Origin of the sequence: Ferruginivarius sediminum, from assembly GCF_003344765.1 — a bacterium.
In the GTDB taxonomy this organism is placed as follows: Bacteria; Pseudomonadota; Alphaproteobacteria; order Kiloniellales; family Rhodovibrionaceae; genus Ferruginivarius; species Ferruginivarius sediminum.
The window spans coordinates 50,593-72,128 of record NZ_QPMH01000017.1; the positions used below are offsets into that span (position 1 = coordinate 50,593).

17 protein-coding genes are annotated in these 21,536 nt (G+C 67.4%); 12 read left to right on the forward strand and 5 right to left on the reverse strand.

Annotated elements, in window-relative coordinates:
* Positions 1-11 precede the first annotated feature (11 nt).
* Complete coding sequence (locus tag DRB17_RS15425; RefSeq protein ID WP_241503860.1) at positions 12-938, reverse strand: methyltransferase domain-containing protein; 927 nt, start codon at positions 936-938, stop codon at positions 12-14.
* A gap of 100 nt (positions 939-1,038) precedes the next feature.
* On the opposite strand from DRB17_RS15425, the gene DRB17_RS15430 reads away from it, so the two are divergent.
* The 3 genes from DRB17_RS15430 to DRB17_RS15440 all read left to right on the forward strand — a co-directional run bounded on the left by DRB17_RS15430 (position 1,039) and on the right by DRB17_RS15440 (position 2,999).
* Positions 1,039-1,800: a ComF family protein gene (locus tag DRB17_RS15430; RefSeq protein WP_114583120.1), complete on the forward strand. Its 762-nt coding sequence runs from the start codon at positions 1,039-1,041 to the stop codon at positions 1,798-1,800.
* Between the two features lie 78 nt (positions 1,801-1,878).
* On the forward strand, positions 1,879-2,145 hold the full coding sequence (gene grxC, locus DRB17_RS15435) for a glutaredoxin 3 (protein ID WP_114583121.1): 267 nt from the start codon (positions 1,879-1,881) through the stop codon (positions 2,143-2,145).
* Entirely contained in the window at positions 2,142-2,999 is an 858-nt protein-coding gene (locus DRB17_RS15440) for a carbon-nitrogen hydrolase family protein (RefSeq protein ID WP_277738579.1), read from the forward strand. Before grxC ends, DRB17_RS15440 begins: the two co-directional genes overlap by 4 nt.
* Before the next feature lie 338 nt (positions 3,000-3,337).
* Here DRB17_RS15440 and DRB17_RS15445 read toward each other — a convergent pair whose 3' ends face one another.
* Together DRB17_RS15445 and ubiG are read right to left on the reverse strand one after the other, a co-directional pair.
* Positions 3,338-3,874 carry a class I SAM-dependent methyltransferase gene (locus DRB17_RS15445; RefSeq protein ID WP_114583122.1) on the reverse strand — a complete coding sequence of 179 codons (537 nt, stop codon included), beginning with the start codon at positions 3,872-3,874 and terminating at the stop codon, positions 3,338-3,340.
* Positions 3,871-4,629, reverse strand: coding sequence for a bifunctional 2-polyprenyl-6-hydroxyphenol methylase/3-demethylubiquinol 3-O-methyltransferase UbiG (ubiG, locus tag DRB17_RS15450; protein ID WP_114583123.1), 759 nt, complete (start codon positions 4,627-4,629; stop codon positions 3,871-3,873). The genes DRB17_RS15445 and ubiG overlap by 4 nt, the downstream gene beginning before the upstream one ends.
* Before the next feature lie 200 nt (positions 4,630-4,829).
* Between ubiG and DRB17_RS15455 the strand changes: the two genes are divergently transcribed.
* The 8 genes from DRB17_RS15455 (at position 4,830) to DRB17_RS15490 (ending at position 15,852) form a co-directional block, all read left to right on the forward strand.
* Positions 4,830-6,047 (forward strand): aspartate kinase, encoded by a 1,218-nt coding sequence (locus tag DRB17_RS15455; protein ID WP_114583124.1) that lies wholly within the window; start codon positions 4,830-4,832, stop codon positions 6,045-6,047.
* Positions 6,048-6,082: 35 nt separating this feature from the next.
* On the forward strand, positions 6,083-8,356 hold the full coding sequence (gene ptsP, locus DRB17_RS15460; protein WP_114583125.1) for a phosphoenolpyruvate--protein phosphotransferase: 2,274 nt from the start codon (positions 6,083-6,085) through the stop codon (positions 8,354-8,356).
* A gap of 211 nt (positions 8,357-8,567) precedes the next feature.
* Positions 8,568-10,034 carry a RodZ domain-containing protein gene (locus tag DRB17_RS15465; protein WP_114583126.1) on the forward strand — a complete coding sequence of 489 codons (1,467 nt, stop codon included), beginning with the start codon at positions 8,568-8,570 and terminating at the stop codon, positions 10,032-10,034.
* A 140-nt stretch (positions 10,035-10,174) separates the two neighbouring features.
* Positions 10,175-11,326 carry a flavodoxin-dependent (E)-4-hydroxy-3-methylbut-2-enyl-diphosphate synthase gene (gene ispG / locus DRB17_RS15470; RefSeq protein ID WP_114583127.1) on the forward strand — a complete coding sequence of 384 codons (1,152 nt, stop codon included), beginning with the start codon at positions 10,175-10,177 and terminating at the stop codon, positions 11,324-11,326.
* Between the two features lie 127 nt (positions 11,327-11,453).
* Positions 11,454-12,776, forward strand: a complete 1,323-nt coding sequence (gene hemA / locus DRB17_RS15475; protein ID WP_114583128.1) for a glutamyl-tRNA reductase — start codon at positions 11,454-11,456, stop codon at positions 12,774-12,776.
* Between the two features lie 2 nt (positions 12,777-12,778).
* Complete coding sequence (gene prfA / locus DRB17_RS15480; protein WP_114583129.1) at positions 12,779-13,855, forward strand: peptide chain release factor 1; 1,077 nt, start codon at positions 12,779-12,781, stop codon at positions 13,853-13,855.
* Positions 13,852-14,730 (forward strand): peptide chain release factor N(5)-glutamine methyltransferase, encoded by an 879-nt coding sequence (prmC, locus tag DRB17_RS15485; protein WP_114583130.1) that lies wholly within the window; start codon positions 13,852-13,854, stop codon positions 14,728-14,730. The genes prfA and prmC overlap by 4 nt, the downstream gene beginning before the upstream one ends.
* 192 nt (positions 14,731-14,922) lie before the next feature.
* The gene (locus tag DRB17_RS15490; RefSeq protein ID WP_114583131.1) at positions 14,923-15,852 is read left to right on the forward strand and encodes a DUF4167 domain-containing protein; all 930 of its coding nucleotides are present in this window, start codon (positions 14,923-14,925) and stop codon (positions 15,850-15,852) included.
* Positions 15,853-15,939: 87 nt separating this feature from the next.
* Here DRB17_RS15490 and DRB17_RS15495 read toward each other — a convergent pair whose 3' ends face one another.
* The gene (locus DRB17_RS15495) at positions 15,940-16,704 is read right to left on the reverse strand and encodes an MOSC domain-containing protein (protein WP_114583132.1); all 765 of its coding nucleotides are present in this window, start codon (positions 16,702-16,704) and stop codon (positions 15,940-15,942) included.
* Positions 16,705-17,003: 299 nt separating this feature from the next.
* Between DRB17_RS15495 and clpB the strand changes: the two genes are divergently transcribed.
* A complete protein-coding gene (gene clpB, locus DRB17_RS15500; protein ID WP_114583133.1) occupies positions 17,004-19,643 on the forward strand; it encodes an ATP-dependent chaperone ClpB in 2,640 nt (879 codons plus the stop codon).
* A 100-nt stretch (positions 19,644-19,743) separates the two neighbouring features.
* Here clpB and DRB17_RS15505 read toward each other — a convergent pair whose 3' ends face one another.
* The gene (locus tag DRB17_RS15505) at positions 19,744-21,147 is read right to left on the reverse strand and encodes a M23 family metallopeptidase (RefSeq protein ID WP_114583134.1); all 1,404 of its coding nucleotides are present in this window, start codon (positions 21,145-21,147) and stop codon (positions 19,744-19,746) included.
* Positions 21,148-21,536 lie beyond the last annotated feature (389 nt).

Below are 21,536 nucleotides of genomic sequence, written 5' to 3' on the forward strand. Positions count from 1 at the left end.
CTGCGGTCCGCTCAACCTGTGCCGTTGGGCCGCGCCTTGTCTCCCGCCGAGCGTTCCGTCGTATCGAGTGCGTCGGCCAGCCGGTGCTTGGCCGCACCGGGGCGCAGCGGCTGCGGCTGGTCGGCGGCCGGTCGCCAGGCGGTGAAGTAGATGATCTGGAAGGTTGCCGGGATGCGGCCTTCCTCGTCGCCATAGGTCTCATGATAAAGCTCGGCGGCATAAAGCAGCGTTTCCCGCCTGGACCAGGACTTGCGCCGGTCGCGCACGGCGTTGCTCTGCCCCATGCCGCGCAGGTCGTCCATCAGCTTCAAGGCGTCGGGATAGCCGACCGTGATGGTGTCCACGTCGGTGACCGGCAGCGCGAACCCGGCGCGCTGCAGCAGCGCGGCGGCGTCCTGGACCTGGGCGAAGGGCGAGACGCGCGGTCCGGCCCCGCCCTCCAGCTCGCTTTCGGCCATCAGCAGCGACTGGCGCAGTTCGTAGAGCGTTTCGCCGCCCAGCATCGCCCCCAGGAACAGCCCATCCGGTTTCAGTGCGTTGTTGATCTGCAAGAGCACGCCGGGCAGGTCGTTGACCCAGTGCAGGCTCATCGATGACAGCACCAGGTCGAAGGTGCGCTCGGCGAACGGCAGAAACTCCTCGTCGGCCACCAGTGCCGGATGCGCCCCAATGTCAGAATCGGCCTGCGCCGCCGCGCGGGCCATCCGCGCGGCGCCGTCGCACTGCACAAGCGTCTCGATCCCGCCGCGTTCTCCGACCGTTGCGGCCAGCGTCCCGGCATGGCAGCCGAGGTCGAGCGCAAGCGGGAACGTCCGTTTCACGTCGTCAAGGCGGTCGGCAAGCCGTTCGCCCACCTCGCTCAAGAGGAAATCGTAGTCGCTGAGGCCGTCCGCCGCGCGATCGCGGTGGCGCCGGACGGCGGTTCGGTCGAAGACCATGGGGCTGCTCTCGTTCATGCCGGGAATATGGCGGCGGAGTGCGCCGGGAGCAAAGGCCGAGTGCGCTTGACAGTCAAACTCGTGCCGCCGACAAGAGGGCATGTCCGCAACCAGTACGTTTGCCGCCCACATTAGAGGCATCGCGGGGATTGCCGTCAACGCGGTTTTGCCGCCGCGTTGCCTGAGCTGCGGCGTGGGCGTCGACCGGCTTGGCACCCTCTGCGGGCGCTGCTGGGAAGGCATCGATTTCCTGGGGCCGCCTCTGTGCATGTGCTGCGGCTTTCCCTTCGAACTGGACCCCGGCCCGGAGCCGCTTTGCGGCGCCTGTCGACGCCGTCCACCCGTCTTCGACAGGGCACGCGCGGTTTTCGCCTACGATGCCGGCAGCCGCGACCTGTTGCTGGGGTTCAAGCACGCCGACCGGACGGATGCCGCGCCGGCCTTCGCCAAGTGGATGGCCCGTGCCGGAGCGGAGTTGATCCCGGATGCTGATTTCGCCGTCCCGGTGCCGCTGCACCGCTGGCGCCTGTTCCGGCGGCGCTACAACCAGGCGGCGCTGCTGGCCGGCGGATTGGAACGGGCGGCGGGCGTGCGGTCGGTTCCCGATCTGCTGGTGCGCCGGCGCCGGACGGTTTCGCAAGGGGCATTCTCGGCCGCCGGGCGGCGGCGCAATGTCTCCGGTGCGTTCGAGGTGCGGCGGAGCGGCGAGATCGCGATCGCCGGCAAGCGCATCCTGCTGATCGACGACGTCCTGACGACCGGCGCCACGGCGGAATCCTGCGCGCGGGTGCTGCGCCGCGCCGGGGCAAGCGGCGTGGACGTGCTGACCCTCGCCAGGGTCGTCCGGCCCCGGCCGGGGTGAGGCCGGCGTGCAAAAACGGCACGTATTTCCTATATTCACCCCAGGGGACAGGGTGCACGAACCCGACAAGGAGCAAGCATGCCCGAAGTGACGATCTATTCCAGCATGATGTGCGGCTTCTGCCACCGCGCGAAGCAGCTTCTGAAGAAGAAAGGCGTCGACTACAACGAGATCGACGTGCTGTTCAATCCGGGGCGCAAGCAGGAGATGATGCAGCGCGCGAACGGCCGTCATACGGTGCCGCAGATCTTCATCGGCGATGAGCATGTCGGCGGCTGCGACGAGCTTTACGCGCTGGAGCGCGAGGGCAAGCTCGACGGCATGCTGAAGGAGGGGACGGCGTGACGCGTTTCACGGTCGGTCTGGTCCAGATGACCTCGGGGCGCGAGATCGCCCCGAACCTGGAGGCGGCGGAGGCCTATATCCGCGAGGCAAGCAAGGCGGGCGCGGACTTCGTCCTGACGCCCGAGAACACGCCCATCCTGGAGCCTCGGCACGACCGGCTGAAGGCCGCGGTGCCGGGCGAGGACGGCCATCCGGCCCTGGAGACCTTCGCGCGGCTGGCGCGGGAGCTGGACATCTGGTTGCTGCTGGGCTCCACTGCCGTGCAGGCCGAGGGGGACGAACGGCTGGCAAACCGCTCGTACCTGTTCGCGCCCGACGGCTCGGTGAAGGCACGCTACGACAAGATCCACATGTTCGACGTGAACGTGCCCGACGGCCAGACTTATCGCGAATCCGCGACCTTCCGGCCCGGCGAGCAGGCCGTTCTGACGGAGCTTCCCTGGGGCGGGCTTGGCATGACGATCTGCTACGACGTGCGCTTTGCTGCCCTGTACCGGCAGCTTGCGCAGGCCGGCGCGTCGATCATTACCGTCCCGGCCGCGTTCACGCAGTTCACCGGTCAGGCGCACTGGCACACGCTGCTGCGCGCGCGTGCCATCGAGACCGGCTGTTTCGTGCTGGCGCCTGCCCAGTGCGGCGAACACGCGGAAGAGCGGCGGACCTACGGCCATTCGCTTGTCGTGGCGCCGTGGGGCGAGGTGTTGGCCGACGGCGGCGAGGCGCCCGGCGTCACGCTTGCCGAGTTGGACACGGCGCGGATCGACGACGCGCGCGCCTGGGTCCCGGCGCTGCAGCACGACCGCGGCTTCACGGCGCCGCAACCCTTGAAGCAGCGTGAGCCGGAGGAGGCGTAGAACCGCACGGGAATGTACTCGAACCTTCGGGCAGGATGTCAGGCTCTTCCAGCTTTTCGCTGGATGCCGATATTCTCGACGTTACGGCTTGAGGAAGACTGGGTTAACCCGCAATCCTCGCGTTTCTCGTGAAAGTTTACTTACGAAATAATCCTGATGCATCGGCGCTAGACAGCCAATACAGCGGCGAAGACGACCAGCGCGGCGATGGCGGCGATGCGGGACACGCGACCTCCTTGCAAGCACGGAGCGTGAAATCTCGTCCGGCTCGCGCCATTTTATACGACTATTAATGGATGATATAAGAGGAAATATGCGGTACAGGTGTGGTGCCGCGCCTACGCTTCGTATTCCGCGAAGATGCGTTGAACCGCCGCAGGCCGCGGTTCCTCAATCTCGATATCCTCGTAAGCCCGAACGCGCAGGTGGCCGCGCACGGCATCCAGCAACTCGCCGGGGCGCAGCAGGAAGTCGGGATTGCGGGGCCGGCCGAAACGCTCGTTGCCTTGCGCGAAGGTCTCGTAGATCAGCACGCCGCCGGATGCCACGGCCGCGACGATGGCCGGCAGGATGGGCCGGTAAAGGTAGTTGGTGACCACGACTCCGGCGAAACGGCGTCCGCTGAAAGGGAAACCGGATCCGTCTTCGAGGTCCGCTTCCAGGATCGTGAGGCCCGGCGCGCCGGAAAGATCGGCCAAGCCGGCGGTGTCGCGGTCGACGGCCACGACCGGGTGGCCGCGGCGCAGGAAGAGCCGGGTGTGCCGTCCGTCGCCGCAGGCCAGGTCCAGCACCGTGCCGTCGCCGGGCACGGCATCGGCGAAGCGCAGTACCCAGGGCGAGGGCGGCTTGCCCTCCGCGATGTCCCGCGCGCTCACGGCTTCTCCGCCAGCAGCATGTAGTTGACGTCGGTATCGCCGGAGAGATGCCAGTCGCCGCGCAGCGGATCGAACGCGACGCCCTTGACCTCGCGCACCCTGAGCCCGGCCGGACGCAGCGCGGCGGCGGCTTCCGACGGGCGGACGAACTTGCGCCAGTCGTGCGTGCCCGGCGGCAGCCAGCCCAGCACGTACTCCGCTCCGATCTTCGCCATCAGCAGTGATTTCATTGTCCGGTTCAGCGTGGCGACGACGCAGACGCCGCCGGGACGCACCATGTCGCCGCAGGCGCACAGGAAGCTGTCCAGCTCGGCGACATGCTCGACGATCTCCATCGCCAGGACGGCATCGAATCGGGCGCCGGAATCGGCAAGCTCCTCGGCCGTCGTCCGGCGGTAGTCGATCTCCAGCCCCTGACGCTCCGCATGCGCCTTGGCTGCCTTGATGGTTTCGGACGCCGCGTCGATTCCCGTGACCCGTGCGCCCAGACGGGCCAGCGGCTCGGCCAGCAGCCCGCCGCCGCAGCCGGCGTCGAGGATGCTCACGCCTTCCAGCGGCGACAGGTTCCCCGAGTCCGCCGCGTGGCCGAAGTGCGCGGCGATGCGGTCGCGCAGATAGGCGACGCGGACGGGGTTGAGGGCGTGCAGGGGCTTCATCTCGCCCTCGGGATCCCACCATCGCTCCGCCATCCGCGCGAACTTGCCGATTTCGCGCGGGTCCACGGTGACAGGCCGCGCGGCCCTGGTTTCGGTCATAGCTGAAATCGCCTCCGTGCGCGCTCGCCCGAGCGCCTCGTCACAGTTTGTATATGGGGCCGTATCCTTGCGCTTGCGCGCGTTAACGAGTATGGATACCGGCCGTCGCGCGGGCAACCGGCGAACAGGGCGCGTGGCTTTGTCGCGTTTCCCACGAACCTTCCGATCACGGATTCCGTAACTGCCGGCCAGGAGCGGTCATGGCCCGTATTGTCATGAAATTCGGCGGCACTTCGGTCGCGAATGTCGATCGCATCAAGAACGTCGCCCGCAAGGTCAAGGCCGAGGTGGATGCCGGAAACGAAGTCGGCGTGGTCGTCTCGGCCATGTCCGGCGTCACCAACGAGCTGGAAGGCTACGTCCGCGAGACGGCCCGGCTCTTCGACCTGCGCGAGTACGACGTCGTGGTGGCCGCCGGCGAGCAGATCACCAGCGGCCTTCTCGCCATCGCCCTGCAGGAGATCGGCGTTTCCGCGCGGTCCTGGCTGGGCTGGCAGGTGCCGGTCAAGACCGACGACGCCCACGGCAGCGCGCGCATCCAGGAGATTCCCGGCGAGGAGATCGTCCGCCGGATGGGCGAAGGGCAGGTCGCGGTGTTCGCGGGCTTTCAGGGCATCGCGCCAGACGGCCGGATCACCACGCTGGGCCGTGGCGGGTCCGACACCTCGGCGGTGGCGATGGCCGCAGCCCTGGAGGCGGAGCGTTGCGACATCTACACGGATGTGGACGGAATCTACACCACCGACCCGCGGATCGTTGCCAAGGCACGCAAGCTCGATAGGATCACCTACGAGGAAATGCTGGAACTGGCTTCGCAGGGCGCCAAGGTCCTGCAGACCCGTGCGGTCGAAATGGCCATGAAGCACCGGGTCCGCGTGCAGGTGCTCTCGAGCTTTGAGGACACCCCCGGAACCCTGGTCGTGGACGAGGACGAAATCGTGGAACAGGAAGTCGTCAGCGGGATCGCCTACAGCCGGGACGAGGCGAAGGTCACCCTCACCCAGGTTCCCGACAAGCCGGGCGTGGCGGCCGCGATTTTCGGTCCGCTCGCCGACGATCACATCAACGTCGACATGATCGTGCAGAACGTTTCGGCCGATGGCAGCACGGACCTGACGTTCACGGTGTCGAAGAACGACCTCGACCGTGCGGTCAAGCTGCTGGAGGAGCACCGCGACGAGTTCGGGTACGGCGAGATCCGCGCCGACAAGAACGTCGTGAAGGTCTCGGTGATCGGTGTCGGTATGCGCAGTCATACCGGCGTGGCGCAGAAGATGTTCAGCGCCCTGGCCGACAAGGGCATCAACATCCAGGTCATCTCGACCTCGGAGATCAAAGTCAGCGTCCTGATCGCCGAGGAATACACCGAACTCGCGCTTCGCAGCCTACACTCCACCTACGGCCTCGACGCCGAGTAGGCCCCGGGTCGCGGGCACGCTGAAGGCCCAGGATCATGCAGCAGGCCACAGGCTGGGCGGGGTCGCGCCGTCTCCTGCGCATTCTGCGCGACATCATGAAAGGCGGCGGGACGCCGCAGCAGCGGCTCGACCGCATCGTCCAGCTCATCGCGCAGGACATGGTGGCCGAGGTGTGCTCGGTCTATGTGATGCGCGCCGGCGAGGTGCTTGAGCTCTTCGCCACCAAGGGCCTGAAGCCGGATGCCGTCCACCATACCCGCCTGCGCGTCGGCGAGGGTCTCGTCGGCCACGTCGCGCTGAACGCGCGGGCGGTGCGCCTGTCGGACGCGCAAAGCCATCGCGCTTTCGCCTATCGCCCGGAAACCGGCGAGGAAATCTACCAGTCCTTCATGGGCGTGCCGGTGCTGCGCGACGGCCGCGTGCTGGGCGTCCTCGTGGTCCAGAACGTCACCCGGCGCCACTACACGGAAGAAGAGCTGGAGGCGCTGGAAACCGTCGCGATGGTCCTGGCCGAGCTGGTCAGCGGCGGCGAGATCCTGACCGACGAGGAAACCCGGCACGCCGACACCACCGCCCTTTTGCCCGTGCGCCTGTCGGCCATCGTGCTGAACGAGGGGCTGGGGATGGGGCGCGTGGTGCTGCACCATCGTGGCATCGTCATCCGCCAGACCGTCGCCGAGGACCCGGACAGCGAGGTCGAGCGACTGCGCCGCGCGGTGGCGGAGATGCATGCCTCGCTGGACGACCTTTTCCAGGCCTCCCGGCTGGCCGAGGACGACGGCGAACACCGCGAGGTGCTGGCCACCTACCGAATGTTTGCCGAGGATCGCGGCTGGCTGAACCGGATCGCCGAGACGGTGCGCAGCGGCCTGACCGCCGAGGCGGCGGTGCAGAAGGTCCAGAACGACACCCGCGCGCGCATGGCGCAGGCGAAGGACCCGTACCTGCGCGAGCGGCTGTCGGACCTGGAAGATCTGGCCAACCGCCTGCTGCAGCATCTTATGGGCTTCGGCGGCAGCGCGGGGGCGGAGGCCCTGCCGGAGGACATCGTCCTGCTGGCGCGTACGCTGGGCCCGGCGGAACTGCTCGACTACGACAGCAGCAAGCTGCGCGCCGTCGTGCTGGAGGAAGGCTCGCCCACCGCGCATGTCGCCATTGTGGCACGGGCGCTGGATATTCCCGTCCTCGGCCGCTGTCGCGGCGCCCTGCTGGAAGCGCGCGGCGGCGACGACGCCCTGGTGGACGGCGATACCGGCCAGCTTCTGCTGCGGCCGGGGGAGGGCGTGCGGGAGAGCTTTGCCGAGAGCATGGAGGCCCATGCCCGGCGGTCGGCCGACTGCGCGGCGAGCATCGGGCAGCCGCCCATCACTCGCGACGGTACGCGGATTTCGCTTTGCATCAATGCGGGCCTGCAGGTCGACATGCCGCACCTCGAACGCAGCGGCGCGGATGGTGTCGGCCTCTACCGGACCGAGGTCCCGTTCATGGTCCGCAAGGAGTTTCCGGATGTCGCCACGCAGACGCGGCTCTACGGCAACATCCTGGACCAGGCGCAAGGCAGGCCGGTCGTGTTCCGCACCCTGGACGTCGGCGGCGACAAGGCGCTGCCGTACTGGCGAGAGGCCGAGGACGAGAATCCCGCCATGGGATGGCGCGCGGTGCGGATCGGCCTGGACCGACCCGCGGTTCTGCGCCAGCAGCTTCGCGCGCTGATCCGTGCGGCATCGGGGCGCGAGCTTCGCGTGATGTTCCCGATGGTAAGCGAGGTGGCCGAAGTCGATGCCGCGCGGGACCTGCTCGACATGGAGCTTGAACGCGAGCGCCGGCGTGGGTGCAAGTTGCCGCAATCCCTTGCCCTCGGCGTCATGCTGGAGGTGCCGGCCCTGTTGTGGCAGCTCTCGGCGCTGCTGCCGCGGATCGATTTCCTGGCGGTCGGGAGCAACGATCTGTTCCAGTTCCTGTTCGCAAGCGATCGGGGCAACCCCCGCCTGGCGCGGCGATACGATACACTCTCCCCGGCGGCGCTGGGCGTGATTACCGGGCTGTGCGAACGCGCGCGCGCGGCCGGGGTGTCGCTCTCAGTTTGCGGCGAGATGGCCGGCCACCCGCTGGAAGCGATGGCGCTGATCGGCTGCGGCGTGCGCACGCTGTCGATGACGCCACGCAGCGTGCCCGCCGTGCGCACGATGGTTCGCAGCGTCGATCTCGATACGCTTGAGCCATTCGTGCAAGGCCTCGTCGATGAGCCCGCGCACACGCTTCGCCACCGCCTGCGTGGCTATGCGCTGGACCACGGTGTCGCAATCTAAGCAATTGCCGGGATCGCGTTTCATCTGCTAAAAGGCGAGAGCGGCGGGATTTTTCGGTCCCGTCACGGGAAAATGGTGCGTAGGGGCGCTTGCTGGCGCTGCGCCAAACCTGGATGGCGCCGCGCGGTCCTATAAATCTCTCTAACCCTGCCCAGCGGCCGTAACACCGCGGTCAGCTGGCACCAGTCACGAGCGCGGTCAGACCATCCGCATGGCGGAGCACTGGAGCCATCATCCTCACGATCCCGGCGAACCCGATGCGGGCGAGCCGACGCTTGGCGTCGCGCCGGGGGGCGGGCGTTCTCGTGAGACAGTAGGGGCGCTGCTGCGCCGCACGCGGGAGCGCTTTAACCTCGACCTGCGCGAGGCGGCGGACCAGCTCCGCATTCGCGCGGCCTACCTGGACGCGATAGAGCGCAGCGATTTCGACGATCTGCCCGGTCCGACCTATGCCGTCGGCTTCGTGCGCAGCTATGCGGACTTCCTGGCCCTCGATGAGAACGAAGTGGTTCGCCGCTTCAAGGAAGAGGTCGAGGGTATGGACCGCACCCAGCAGCTTCATTTCCCCAAGCCGGTAAACGAAGGCAAGGTGCCGGGTGGGGCGATCCTGCTGATCTCGCTGGTGCTGATCGCCGTGGCTTACGGCGGTTGGTACTACATGACGCGGGACGGTCGCTCGGTCTCCGATCTGGTGCCTGCCGTGCCGGAACGCCTGCAGGCCCTGCTCGGCACCGAGGCGCCGGAGGCCGACGGGACTGTCGATGTTGCCGGCAGCACCACCGCCCCTGTGGACGAGGACGATGCTGCGGTGGCCGAGAGCGGTGCGGCGGACGAGACCGCCGTCTCCCACAGTTCCGATGAGCCTTCCGGCCGGGTTGCGGAGGCGGAGCCGGAGGGAGACGGGATGGGGCGGGACGATGCCGCCGTGGCCGAAGCTTCCAATGCCGGCACGACAGGCGATGCGGACCAGCCCGCGCCGGCCGACTCCGAGCCCGCGGAATCGGAACCCGCCAAAGCTGTTGCTACTGGGGATGTCTCGGAAACGCCCGAAACGCCCGCCATTCCTGGCGAGGGCACGTCCGAGCAGCCCGCCGGCGCGGACGGTGAAGCTGCCGATGTTGGCGAACCGACCTCGCAGGCGGACGAGACAGAGGTGAGTTCCGCGCCAAGCCGGTCCGCCCAGGCGGCGGAGGCCGAGGCGCCGCCTGCCAAAGAGGAGGAAGCGCAGGCCACCTTGGAGCAGGCGGAGGAACCGGCGGCGTCCGTGGTTCAATCGGAAGAGCCGGCCGACAGCGCACCGCCGGCAATTCCCGAAAGCGCGCGCAGTCAGGACGGTGGGGATTCCGCCATCCCGGCCGCGCCGTCCGGGACGCAGACGGCCGCCCGCGAGGCCGAGGGCCGTGTCTTCGGCGCCGGTAATGCCGGCTCGCGGATCACCGTCCGCGCGACCGAAGACAGCTGGGTACAGGTCCGCGGGCCGGACGACAGCCTGCTCCTGACCCGCGTGCTGCATGCCGGCGACGTATACCACGTGCCGGACCGCCCGGGATTGATGCTGCACACGGGAAATGCCGGCGGGCTTGAGGTGATGGTGGACGGTGACCGGATTGCCGCGCTTGGCGGTACCGGCGAGGTTCGCCGCAACATCCTGCTGGAGCCCGAGCAGCTTCGCAGATAGCGGAGACGGACGGGCTGTGCGCCGCGCTTTCGCCGGCCCATCTCGTAAGGGCGGCGCGGTTGCCCGCTGCGGGCCGAAGGGTATAAACCTGGATCCCGACACTAGGCGACATACTTCCTTGCAATGCCGAGAGCGAGACCATGAGCGTCCGGCCGTTTCGAGAAATCCATCGCCGCCAGTCCCGCCAGATCAGCGTCGGTGACGTGAAGGTGGGCGGCGACGCGCCGATTACGGTGCAGTCGATGACGAACACCGACGCCACCGACGTCGAGGGTACGGTCGCGCAGATTCGCGCGCTGGAGGAGGCGGGCGCCGACATCGTCCGCGTCTCCTGCCCGACGAAGGAGTCGACGGACGCGCTGCGCCGGATCGTGCCGCAGGTGCGCGTGCCGCTGGTGGCCGACATCCATTTCCACTACAAGCGCGCCATCGAGGCGGCCCAGGCGGGTGCAGCCTGCCTGCGGATCAACCCCGGCAACATCGGCTCGCGCGAGCGTGTGAAGGAGGTCGTGCAGGCGGCCAAGGACCACGGCTGCTCGATGCGGATCGGCGTCAACGCCGGATCGCTGGAGCGCAACCTGCTGGAGCGCTTCGGCGAGCCCTGCCCCGAGGCAATGGTGGAAAGCGCGCTGACCCACGCCAAGGTGCTGGAGGACGAGGACTTCCACGAGTTCAAGATCTCCTGCAAGGCCTCTGACGTGTTCCTGGCGGTGGCCGCCTACATGCAGCTTGCCGAGGCGTGCGACTACCCGCTGCACCTTGGCATCACCGAGGCCGGGGGCTTGCGCACCGGCACGGTGAAATCCTCGATCGGGCTGGGCAACCTGCTGTGGGCGGGCATCGGCGACACGCTGCGCGTTTCGCTGTCCGCCGACCCGGTGGAGGAAATCAAGGTCGGCTTCGACATCCTGAAGTCGTTGGGCCTGCGCCACCGGGGCGTCAACGTGATCTCCTGCCCGTCCTGCGCGCGCCAGCAGTTCGACGTGATCGAGACGGTCAAGGTGCTGGAGGAACGTCTGTCGCACATCTCCACGCCGATGACGGTCTCGGTGATCGGCTGTGTCGTGAACGGTCCCGGCGAGGCGCTGATGACCGATGTCGGCTTCACCGGCGGCGGACGCGGTACGCACCAGGTCTATATCAACGGCGTACCGAACCATCGGCTGAAGGACGAGGACATCGTCGATCACCTCGTCAGGCAGGTGGAAGCCAAGGCCGCGGAGATCGAGGCGCGCATGGCGGCGGAAAGCGAGGCCGAATCGCCCGCCGAACCCGCTCGGGTTTCCGGATAGCGGAGCGCGGCGGCCTTGCGGATCGCGGATCGGCAACAGACGCCCTGGTGGGGGCCGCGAAGAGAGGCGTCAGCCATGCAAGCGCCGGGCCGATGCCCCGCGTCGTTTCGCTAAGGAGTCCTGACTCGTGGCCGCCGCGGATGCCGCGGGCAATCTGCTTGTCGTCGGTCTGAATTATCGCGCCGCCCCGCCGAGCGCGCGTGAGCGGCTGTTCAGCGATGAACCCGACTACGCACAGCTTCTGGCCGATGTGCGCGCCGCCGGCCTGCAACAGGCGGCCGTCATCGCAACCTGCGAGCGGGTGGAGATCGCCGCGCTGACGGCGGAACCGTCCGCTGCCGAAATTACGATGAGCGAATTGCTGGCGCGCTGGGCCGATGCGGAGACCGAGACGCTGGCGCCGATGCTGTCGATCGCGCGCGGACAGGCCGGCCTGCGGCACCTGTTCGCGGTAGCGGCCGCGCTGGACAGCCAGATCGTGGGCGAGCCGCAGGTCTTCGGGCAGTTCCGGGAGTCGCATCGGGCAGCGCGAGCCGCCGGGCTGCTGGGGCGCGAACTGGACGCCGTGCTGCAGCAGGCCTGCACCGTCGCCAGACGCGTGCGCAGCGAGACCGCGCTTGCCGAGCATCCGGTGTCCATCGCCGCCGCTGCCGTCAAGGTCGCGCGTCAGGTACACGGCGACCTGCGCCGGGCCAAGGCCCTCTTACTGGGACTTGGCGAGATGGGCGAGATCATGGCCGGACAGTTGCGCGAGGCCGCGATCGCGGGCTTGACTCTGACGCATCCGGTGCACCGCCGGGCGGAGGCGATGGCCCGCCGAGCGGAGGCCGATCTGCGGCCCTGGCCGGAACTGGCCGCCGCCATCGCCGAGGCGGATATCGTGGTGGCCTGCCTGGGGCAGGGGCATTATACCCTCACCGCGCGCGAGGTATCGCTGGCCCTGAAACGGCGGCGGCAGCGTCCCATGTTCATCATGGATGCCGCCGTGCCCGGCGATGTCGAGCCAGCGGTGGAAGACCTGGAGCCGGCATTCGTCTATGATCTGGGCGACCTGGAGCGGGTGGCCCAGGAAGGCCGTGCGAGGCGCGAGGCGGCGGCCCTGGCGGCATGGCGCATCGTCGACGAGGAACTCGATGCCTTCCAGAGCCGGCAAAGCCAGCGTGACGCTGCGCCGACGCTGGCGGCGTTCAGCGAGCGGCTGGAGACGCTGCGCGCGGAGATCCTGGCCAGCGGCAAGCTGGACGCCGAGGCGGCGACGCACCAGCTTATCCGGCGTCTCCTGCACGAGCCGTCACGGGTATTGCGCTCGGCGGCAACGACGGACGAGGCCGAGCTTGCCGAGCTTGAGCGCAGCTTGCAGCGCCTGTTTCGGCTTGGCACCGACGGGCAGGGCGAAGGAAAGGAAGATCGCCGCAACGGCAACGGCGGCAAGAGGGAAGAGGAAACGTAACCGTGAGTTTTCAGGAGAGCCTTGAGCGCGTGGTGGCGCGGCACGACGAGCTGCAGGCGCTTGTCGCCCGCCACCCGGAGCCCGGCTCCAAGGACTATACCGACAAGCTGAAGGAGATGTCCGACCTCCAGCCGGTCGTCGACTCCATCCAGCGGTTGCAGGACGCCCGCAGGGAGATGGAGGATGCCCGCCAGATGATGGAGGAGCGCGACGGCGACGCCGAACTGCGCGAGATGGCCAGGGACGAGTATTACCGCCTGAAGGCGACCATCGACGAGCTTGAGCACGACGTGCAGCTTCAGCTTCTGCCGAAGGACCAGGACGACGAGCGAAACGCCATCCTGGAAGTGCGCGCCGGCACCGGCGGCGAGGAGGCGGCGCTGTTCGCGGCCGAGCTGTTCCGGATGTATCAGCGCTATGCCGCCAACCACGGCTGGCGCTTCGAGGTGCTGGACTACAGCGAGGCCGAGCACGGCGGTGCCAAGGAAGCCTCGGCATTGATTTCCGGGCGCGGCGTGTTCGGCAACTTGAAGTACGAATCGGGGGTTCACCGCGTGCAGCGCGTACCGGTCACCGAATCGGGCGGACGTATCCACACCTCCGCCGCGTCGGTCGCGGTCCTGCCCGAGGTGCAGGAGTTCGACGTCAAGGTCGAGGACAAGGACCTGCGCATCGACACCTTCCGCTCGCAGGGCGCGGGCGGCCAGCACGTCAACACGACTGACTCCGCCGTGCGCATCACCCACTTGCCGAGCGGCGTGGTGGTGAGCTGTCAGGACGAGAAGTCGCAGCACAAGAACCGTGCCAAGGCAATGCAGGTGCTGCGCGCCCGCCTCTACGACATCGAACGCCAGGAACGCGAGGCCGCCCGGGCGGCGGACCGCAAGTCGCAGATCGGCAGTGGCGACCGTTCCGAACGCATCCGCACCTACAACTTCCCGCAGGGCCGCGTGACCGACCACCGCATCAACCTGACGATGCACAAGCTGGAGAAGGTGCTGGAGGGGGAGGCGCTGGACGAGGTCGTCGACGCCCTGATCTCGGAGGATCAGGCCGCGCGCCTGGCGGAACTTCAATGAGCGACGCCGTGCTTGCCCGAAATGCTACGATTGCCGAGGCATTGGCGGAGGCCGCGCGTAAGCTGGATGCCGCGGGCGTGCCCGATGCGCGCCGCGATGCCCGTGTCCTCATGGCCGAGGCCGTGGGCGGCGATATCGCCAGCGTGCTGGGCCGGCCCGAGGCGATCCTGGATGATGCGGCCAGGAGCGGATTCGATGCGATGATCGCCCAGCGCGCGGCACGGCGTCCGGTGTCCCGCATCCTCGGCCGCCGGGAGTTCTGGAGCCTGCCGTTCTCTGTCGACGCGTCCACGCTTGACCCCCGCCCCGACAGCGAAACGCTTGTCGAGGCGGTGTTGGAGCATGTGCCGGACCGGGGTGCCGGGCTGCGCCTGCTGGACCTCGGCACGGGCAGCGGGTGCCTGCTGCTGGCGTTGTTGCGGGAGCTTCCCAACGCCTGGGGTGTCGGCGTCGATCGCAACGGTGAGGCGGCGCGGACGGCGGCGGGCAACGCGCGGGCGCTGGGACTTTCCAAGCGTGCGGCCTTCGTCGCCGGGGATTGGGGCGCGGCGCTGGGCGGCGGTTTCGATGTCGTGGTTTGCAATCCGCCCTATATCGCCGATGCGGAAATGGCGGCGTTGTCGCCGGAAGTGGCGCTGTATGACCCCGACTCGGCCTTGCGCGCGGGTTCCGACGGCCTCGACGCCTATCGCGCGCTGGTTCCCCAGCTCCCGGACCTGGTGAAGCCGGGCGGGCTTGCCGCCATCGAGGTCGGTTACAACCAGGCAGGGTTGGTGAGTGATCTTTTGCGATCATATGGCTTGCGCGTGAAGTCGCCCGTGTGCGATCTGGCGGGCGTGGTCCGTTGCGTACGCGCCACAGTGGAGGCGGCCTAGCGGATCGGAACGAAAAATGATTTGGAAAGATCGCGTGCCCCGGATAGGTTAGACCTGTCGGAGCTAATTGAGCTCTCCGCGTCCACGAACGGACGCCATGCGATCCCGAAAGTGAACGCACGTCTCGGCGACCAGGGCGGGGGCCGTCGCACGAGGCGCTAGGATCGACATCTCCTTTGACGTAAGGACGTGATGAGACAAGGTGCGAGTGGACGGCGGACGCGCGGCCGGTCGGGCGGTCGTAAAAACGTTCCGCTGAAAATGCAGAATTTCGACAGCAACGGACCCGACGTGCGTGTCCGGGGCAACGCCAATCAGGTGTACGACAAGTACCTTGCCCTGGCGCGCGACGCGACGATGGCGGGCGACCGTGTCGTGGCCGAAAGCTATTACCAGCACGCCGAGCACTACTACCGCATTATCAACGAGACGACGGACCCTCAAAGCGAGGACCGCAGCCGCCAGAATCAGGTTAGCCAGGGCGAGCAGGAGGACGCTGCGGGGGCGCCGAACGGTGCTGACCGTCAGCAGCGCGGCGGCGGGCGCGGCACTCGGCAGGAACGCCGTGAGCGCCACGAGCAGGCCGAAGGACGCGGTCCGCGCGAACCTCAGGCCGGCGCGGAGCCGGCGCAGCAGACCGACGACGGCGGAGAAAAGCCGGACGAGCATCACCGGCCCGATGGCTATGGCCGCGTGGAATCGGCGAAGCCCGACGGGCCGGTCGGCAACGGCAAGGCGGACCCGGCGCCCGCGCCGCAGGGGCGGGCGGGCGACTCCGTGGACGCCGGCCAGCAGGGTGACCTGTTGAGTCGCGGAGATGCACAGCCGACGGCCGGGAAGCAGCCGGAACCGGTGGCCGACGCCGGTGAAGCGCCCGCCGAGGCCGAGGAGAAACCGAAGCGCGGCCGCGGCCGGCCCCGCAAAACCGCCACTAGTACGACGAAGGGCACAGGGGCCACCAAGAGCGCAGGCACCCGCACGCGGAAGTCCGCCGCCAGCAAGGCCGCCAAGGGCAACGGCGAGGACGGTGACGCCAAGACCCAGTCGAAGGACGACGGCCAGTCTGGCGACGCGGGCGAAAGCGGCGGCGGTTCGGAGGATAGCGATCAGGCGAACGCCTGAATGTATCCGGGGCGCATTGGTCCAGTTGTTGCCGTAAGACGATGCGGTCCCGCGCACCTGTCGCGGGTCATGGTTACGCAGCGCCGGTCAGGCGTTGGCTGACGTCACTGCGTCACCGACGGCAACGCGGCCACCTTCTTCCACCCGGGCGTAGATTCCCATGTTCACGTGGCGATAGCCGCGCTGCAAGGCTTTCGGGATGTTTATATCCCGCTCGGCCGTATCGGGATTCACCGTGGTGGCCGCGCAGCGCTTGATCGGTTCGACGACGCTCAGCCTGCAATCGCCGATCCGTATCTCTTGTCCCATCCATGACATCTCCGCCCAGGCGGGCAGGCCGTCAATGTAGATGTTGGCGCGGAAGCGAATCGGGTCGACGGGCCGGCCGACAACGCGCTCCAGATCGCGGATGCTAGCAAGGTTGATTACGGAAACCACGGGATCCCGGTTGTCCGTCATCGCCCGGTCGCCCGAGTCGATCAGCTTCGGCGCGCCCGATCCCGCCTGAGCGAGATATGCCGCGAAGAACTGGTCCACCAGGACGCGGCCCGTCGCCTCGGTCACCTTTCCCTGACTGACCGGCTTGCCGCCACGACTGATCGTCAGGCGGCCGGTATCGGGGTCGAAGGCGGTTTTCAGCGTGGCAAGCCGCGCCTCGCCCATCAGCGTGACGAAGTGGTCCTTCGGGTGCCACGACGGTTCCGCCGTATCGACGCGCGTGCTCCCCCGTGCAATGGCGAACCGGCGGTCGCCCGGCAGCGTGCGTCCGGTTTGCAGTTCGACGTCCTGCAAATCCTCCGCGCTCATCCCCTTTACCGGGTATCGGCAGATGCGTGTGACCCGTGGCTCCATCTTCGCCCGCTCCAAATCGTTCGGTTGAACAAAGCGCCCAATCGGTACGGTGTCAATCGGGCGCCCAGCGTGAGCGATGCGGCGAAATGCGGCCGCTGCCGTCTCTTGTGTTGCCGTTAAGCCACACCAATATCCAAGAGCGTTGTTGACCTGCGTCATCGACATCTTGCCCGCGTGCCTCCAAGAGGGCGTGAGGCCAGGGGAACGGGGATCAGGCGGATTCGGCCGCCTGCGAACCACTGGGCATCATCGATCGCACGCCGCCTAAGACGGGTGCGGACGAGGAGGGCTGAAAAACGATGGATTTCGAGAAATACACCGAACGCTCGCGCGGGTTTCTGCAGTCCGCACAAGGACTTGCCCTGCGCAGCAACCACCAGAAGCTGACGGCCGAGCACCTGCTGAAGGTACTGATCGACGACAAGGAAGGCCTTGCCGCCAACCTTATCCAGAAGGCCGGCGGCGATCCGCGCCAGGCCAGTGCGCGCGTCGAGACGGCACTTGGCAAGCTGCCGCAGGTGCAGGGTAGCGGCGCCGGGCAGATCCATCTGGCGCCCGAACTGGCGCGCGTTTTCGAACAGGCGGAAAAGCTGGCGGAGAAGGCGGGCGACAGCTACGTCACCGTCGAGCGCCTGCTGATCGCGCTTGCCATGTCGAAGGAGACCGAGGCCGGAAAGGCGCTGCAGCAGGACGCCGGCGTCTCGCCGCAGGCGCTGAATGGGGCCGTGGAGGAGGTCCGTGCCGGACGCACCGCAAGCTCCGCCAACGCCGAGGACACCTACGAGGCGCTGAAGAAGTACACGATCGACTACACCGAGAAGGCCCGCGACGGGAAGCTGGACCCGGTGATCGGCCGCGATGACGAGATTCGCCGGACGATCCAGGTACTCTCCCGCCGCACCAAGAACAACCCGGTCCTGATCGGCGAGGCCGGCGTCGGCAAGACCGCTATCGCGGAAGGGCTGGCTCAGCGCATCGTTAACGGCGACGTGCCGGAAAGCCTCAGCCGCAAGCGGTTGCTCTCGCTCGACCTTGGCCAGCTTGTCGCCGGCGCCAAGTACCGCGGCGAGTTCGAGGAGCGCCTGAAGGGCGTGCTTCAGGAAGTCGCCGCCGCCGAGGGCGAGGTCGTGCTGTTCATCGATGAGATGCACACGCTGGTCGGGGCCGGCAGCGCCGAAGGCTCGATGGACGCCTCGAACATGCTGAAGCCAGCGCTGGCCCGCGGCGAGCTGCACTGCATCGGCGCCACCACGCTGAACGAGTACCGCAAGCACATCGAGAAGGACGCGGCGCTCACCCGGCGCTTCCAGCCGATCTATGTGACCGAGCCCAGCGTCGAGGAATCGATCGCCATTCTGCGCGGGCTGAAGGAGAAGTACGAGCTTCACCACGGCGTGCGAATTACCGATTCGGCCCTGGTCGCGGCCGCCCAGCTTTCCGACCGGTACGTCACCGACCGCTTCCTGCCGGACAAGGCCATCGACCTTGTCGACGAAGCGGCCAGCCGGGTGCGCATGGAGGTCGACTCCAAGCCAGAGGAGATCGACGAGCTCGACCGCAAGATCATCCAACTCAAGATGGAGGAGGCCGCGCTCAAGAAGGAAAGCGACAAGGCCTCGAGCGATCGCCTGGAGAAGGTGAAGAAGGAGATCGCCGATCTGGAGGAGCAGTCGAACGCTCTCACACGCCGCTGGGAAGCCGAGAAGCAGAAGCTGGCCGGGGCGCAGAAGCTCAAGGAGCAACTCGATCACGTCCGCAACGAGCTGGAGCAGGCTCAACGGGCCGGGCAGCTCGAACGCGCCGGCGAGTTGATGTACGGCGTCATTCCCGACCTTGAGCGCAAGCTGCACGCGGCCGAGGAGGCCGAGGCGCACGGCGGCGCCGGCGAGGATGGAAGCGAGGAACCGGCGCTTCTGGTGAAGGAAGAGGTCACTGATAGCGAGATCGCTTCCGTTATCTCCCGCTGGACCGGCATTCCCATGGAGCGGATGCTGGAGGGAGAGCGCGAGAAGCTGCTGCGCATGGAGGACGAACTCCACAGGTCGGTGATCGGCCAGGACGAGGCGATCCGCGCCGTCTCCAACGCGGTGCGGCGGGCCCGCGCGGGCCTTCAGGATCCGAATAGGCCCATCGGCTCGTTCATGTTCCTGGGGCCGACCGGCGTCGGCAAGACCGAGCTGACCAAGGCGCTGGCCCGCTTCCTGTTCGATGACGAGACGGCGATGATCCGCCTCGACATGTCGGAGTACATGGAGAAGCACTCGGTCGCGCGCATGATCGGCGCACCGCCAGGGTATGTCGGTTACGAGGAAGGCGGTGCCCTGACCGAGGCGGTGCGGCGGCGTCCCTACCAGGTCATCCTGTTCGACGAGGTCGAGAAGGCGCACCATGACGTCTTCAACACGCTGCTCCAGGTCCTCGACGATGGGCGGCTGACGGACGGCCAGGGACGCACGGTGGACTTCCGCAACACCGTGATCGTGATGACCTCGAACCTGGGCTCGGAGATCATCGCCAGCTCCGCCAAGGGCACGGCGGACGAGAGCGTGCGCACCCAGGTGATGGAGGTCGTGCGTTCAGCCTTCCGGCCCGAATTCCTGAACCGCCTGGACGAGATCCTGATCTTCCACTCGCTGACCCGCGAGCAGATGACCGCGATCGTCGATATTCAGGCGGCTCGGCTGCGGAAGATGCTGGCCGACCGCCAGATTCAGCTCGACCTGGACGACTCCGCCAAACGGTGGCTGGGCGACGCGGGCTTTGACCCGGTCTACGGTGCCCGGCCGCTGAAGCGGGTGATTCAGCGCGAACTGCAGAATCCGCTGGCGCAGATGATCCTGGAGGGCCGAATCGGCGACGGCGACACCGTAACCGTCTCCGCCGGCGAGCAGGGGCTGGTCATCAACGGTGAGACCATGCCGGCCGAGGCGGCCGAGTAGGGCTGGCGTCTGGGCCATTTGCGGGAATGAAAACGGCGCCTTCGCTGCTCTAGGTGAAGGCGCCGTTGCTTTTGTTCAGGCGGCCGCGAACGGCGGGACGTCAGCAGACCTTCGCCTTTGCTTTCGCACCGCCGTCGCCACAACTTGCCTGGGCGATTCGTGTTTCGGGAAGACCGTCGCGCAGGCGGTCGATATCCGCCTTCACCTGCTGGAAGCGTGCCAGTTCCTTACCTCGCAGGGTACGCCCCGTGGGCAGGTCCAACGAGCGCGGGTTCACATGACCGCCACCCTTCAGCACCTCGTAGTGCAGATGCGGTCCTGTTGAGCTTCCGGTCGTGCCGATGTAGCCGATGACCTCGCCCTGACGAACGCGTGCGCCGCCATGGACGCCTTTCGCGAAGCCCTTGAGGTGTGCGTAAGCGGTCTTGAACGAGCCATTATGCCGGATGCGGATGTAATTGCCATAGCCGCCGTTCCGTCCGGCGTATTCGACCTTGCCGTTGCCCGCTGCATACACCGGCGTGCCGCGCGGCGCGGCGAAGTCGATGCCCTGATGCATCCGGGAGTACCCGAGAATCGGGTGCTTGCGCATGCCGTATCCGGACGACAGCCGCGCACCGTCCACCGGCGTGCGCATCAACAGGCGGCGGACCGATTCACCTTTGGGGGTGAAGTAGTCGACCTCGCCGTCGCTGGTCTCGTAACGGTACATCTCCAGCGAATTGCCCTGCTGGTCCAGCGAGGCGTAGAGCAGCGGGCCGGTCTTCGCAAGCTGGCCGCCAGCCTCGCGGAAAGCCTCGTAAACCACCTCGAAGCGGTCGCCGCGGCGCAGGTCGCGCTGGAAGTCGATGGCGAAGCTGAAGCCGTGGATCATCTCCAGGATCACCGCCACCGGCACGTTTCGCTGTTCGCTGGCCACGTACAGGCTGGAGCGGATCTCGCCGCGCGCGCCCGCGACTCCGCGCGAAAGGCTGCGTTCCACCGATTCGGCAACGAATCCATCGCCGTTGCGCGCGACCTTGACGTCTCGCTCGACGGAGGCCCGAAGCCGCATCTCGGCCAGCCTTGCAGTACTGTCCGTTTCAAGGCCCGTTTCGTCGTGCAGCAAGGCCAGGTGGATCGCCTGACCGGGCCTGATATCGCGCGGACTATAGACTTTCTTCAGGGCCTCGATGGCGCGATAGGCCTCGCTTCGCCCGACGCCCGCGCGCTGGAGCAGGCCCATCATGGTGTCGCCGCTGCGCACCTGGACCTCGGTATCGCGCCGGCGGTTACGCGCGCGCTCTTCCAGGATGTGGTCGGCGGTGGATGCGACGTTGATGAAGTGCCGCGCGGGTACGGCCGCCTCCAGGTCGCGAGGGCTTGCCTGTGCGGCACGACCCGGATCCTCGACCTGGATGACGATGGCCCATGCAAGCGCTGGAACGGCAACGCAAGCGACGGCGGGCAGGACGTGGCGAAGGCGCCACGCGCGCCCGTGTGAACGCGATCGACTGGTGAACACCCAATTGCCCCCTCGGTTCCGGCATGCATCTACGCGCCGGCCGGTTCCCTCGGCACCTCGCCCCTGCCTCAAGAACCTATGCGAAGATGCTGATTTCCCTGAATCCTGTCAAGTTGCAAAGCCTTTCCCGCCGGGCTCGAAAGGCAGGATCTCACGGTTTCGGTTAACGTGACGGAAATAATGCAGAAAAGGGTTTGACAAGGTGGGGCAGCCGGGCGTAGAACCCGCTCCCGCAGCGCAACGACGGGCCGCAACGGCGGCTCGAAAGCGGCGCTCAGGCTCTTTGACATTGTGGTTATGGGAAGGGATGCGCGGGCGGCGGTCCTGGTTTGGCTAGGTTGCCTTTGTTGGGTGGTCTGGCGTGTTGACTGGGATCTGTTTGTCTGCAG

Bases quoted from the DNA above. Each gene is read 5' to 3' on its own strand.
- DRB17_RS15425 (WP_241503860.1), bottom strand. From the start codon at position 938: ATGGTCTTCGACCGAACCGCCGTCCGGCGCCACCGCGATCGCGCGGCG.
- DRB17_RS15430 (WP_114583120.1), top strand. From the start codon at position 1,039: ATGTCCGCAACCAGTACGTTTGCCGCCCACATTAGAGGCATCGCGGGG.
- grxC (WP_114583121.1), top strand. From the start codon at position 1,879: ATGCCCGAAGTGACGATCTATTCCAGCATGATGTGCGGCTTCTGCCAC.
- ubiG (WP_114583123.1), bottom strand. From the start codon at position 4,629: ATGACCGAAACCAGGGCCGCGCGGCCTGTCACCGTGGACCCGCGCGAA.
- DRB17_RS15455 (WP_114583124.1), top strand. From the start codon at position 4,830: ATGGCCCGTATTGTCATGAAATTCGGCGGCACTTCGGTCGCGAATGTC.
- ptsP (WP_114583125.1), top strand. From the start codon at position 6,083: ATGCAGCAGGCCACAGGCTGGGCGGGGTCGCGCCGTCTCCTGCGCATT.
- DRB17_RS15465 (WP_114583126.1), top strand. From the start codon at position 8,568: ATGGCGGAGCACTGGAGCCATCATCCTCACGATCCCGGCGAACCCGAT.
- ispG (WP_114583127.1), top strand. From the start codon at position 10,175: ATGAGCGTCCGGCCGTTTCGAGAAATCCATCGCCGCCAGTCCCGCCAG.
- prmC (WP_114583130.1), top strand. From the start codon at position 13,852: ATGAGCGACGCCGTGCTTGCCCGAAATGCTACGATTGCCGAGGCATTG.
- DRB17_RS15490 (WP_114583131.1), top strand. From the start codon at position 14,923: ATGAGACAAGGTGCGAGTGGACGGCGGACGCGCGGCCGGTCGGGCGGT.
- DRB17_RS15495 (WP_114583132.1), bottom strand. From the start codon at position 16,704: ATGGAGCCACGGGTCACACGCATCTGCCGATACCCGGTAAAGGGGATG.
- clpB (WP_114583133.1), top strand. From the start codon at position 17,004: ATGGATTTCGAGAAATACACCGAACGCTCGCGCGGGTTTCTGCAGTCC.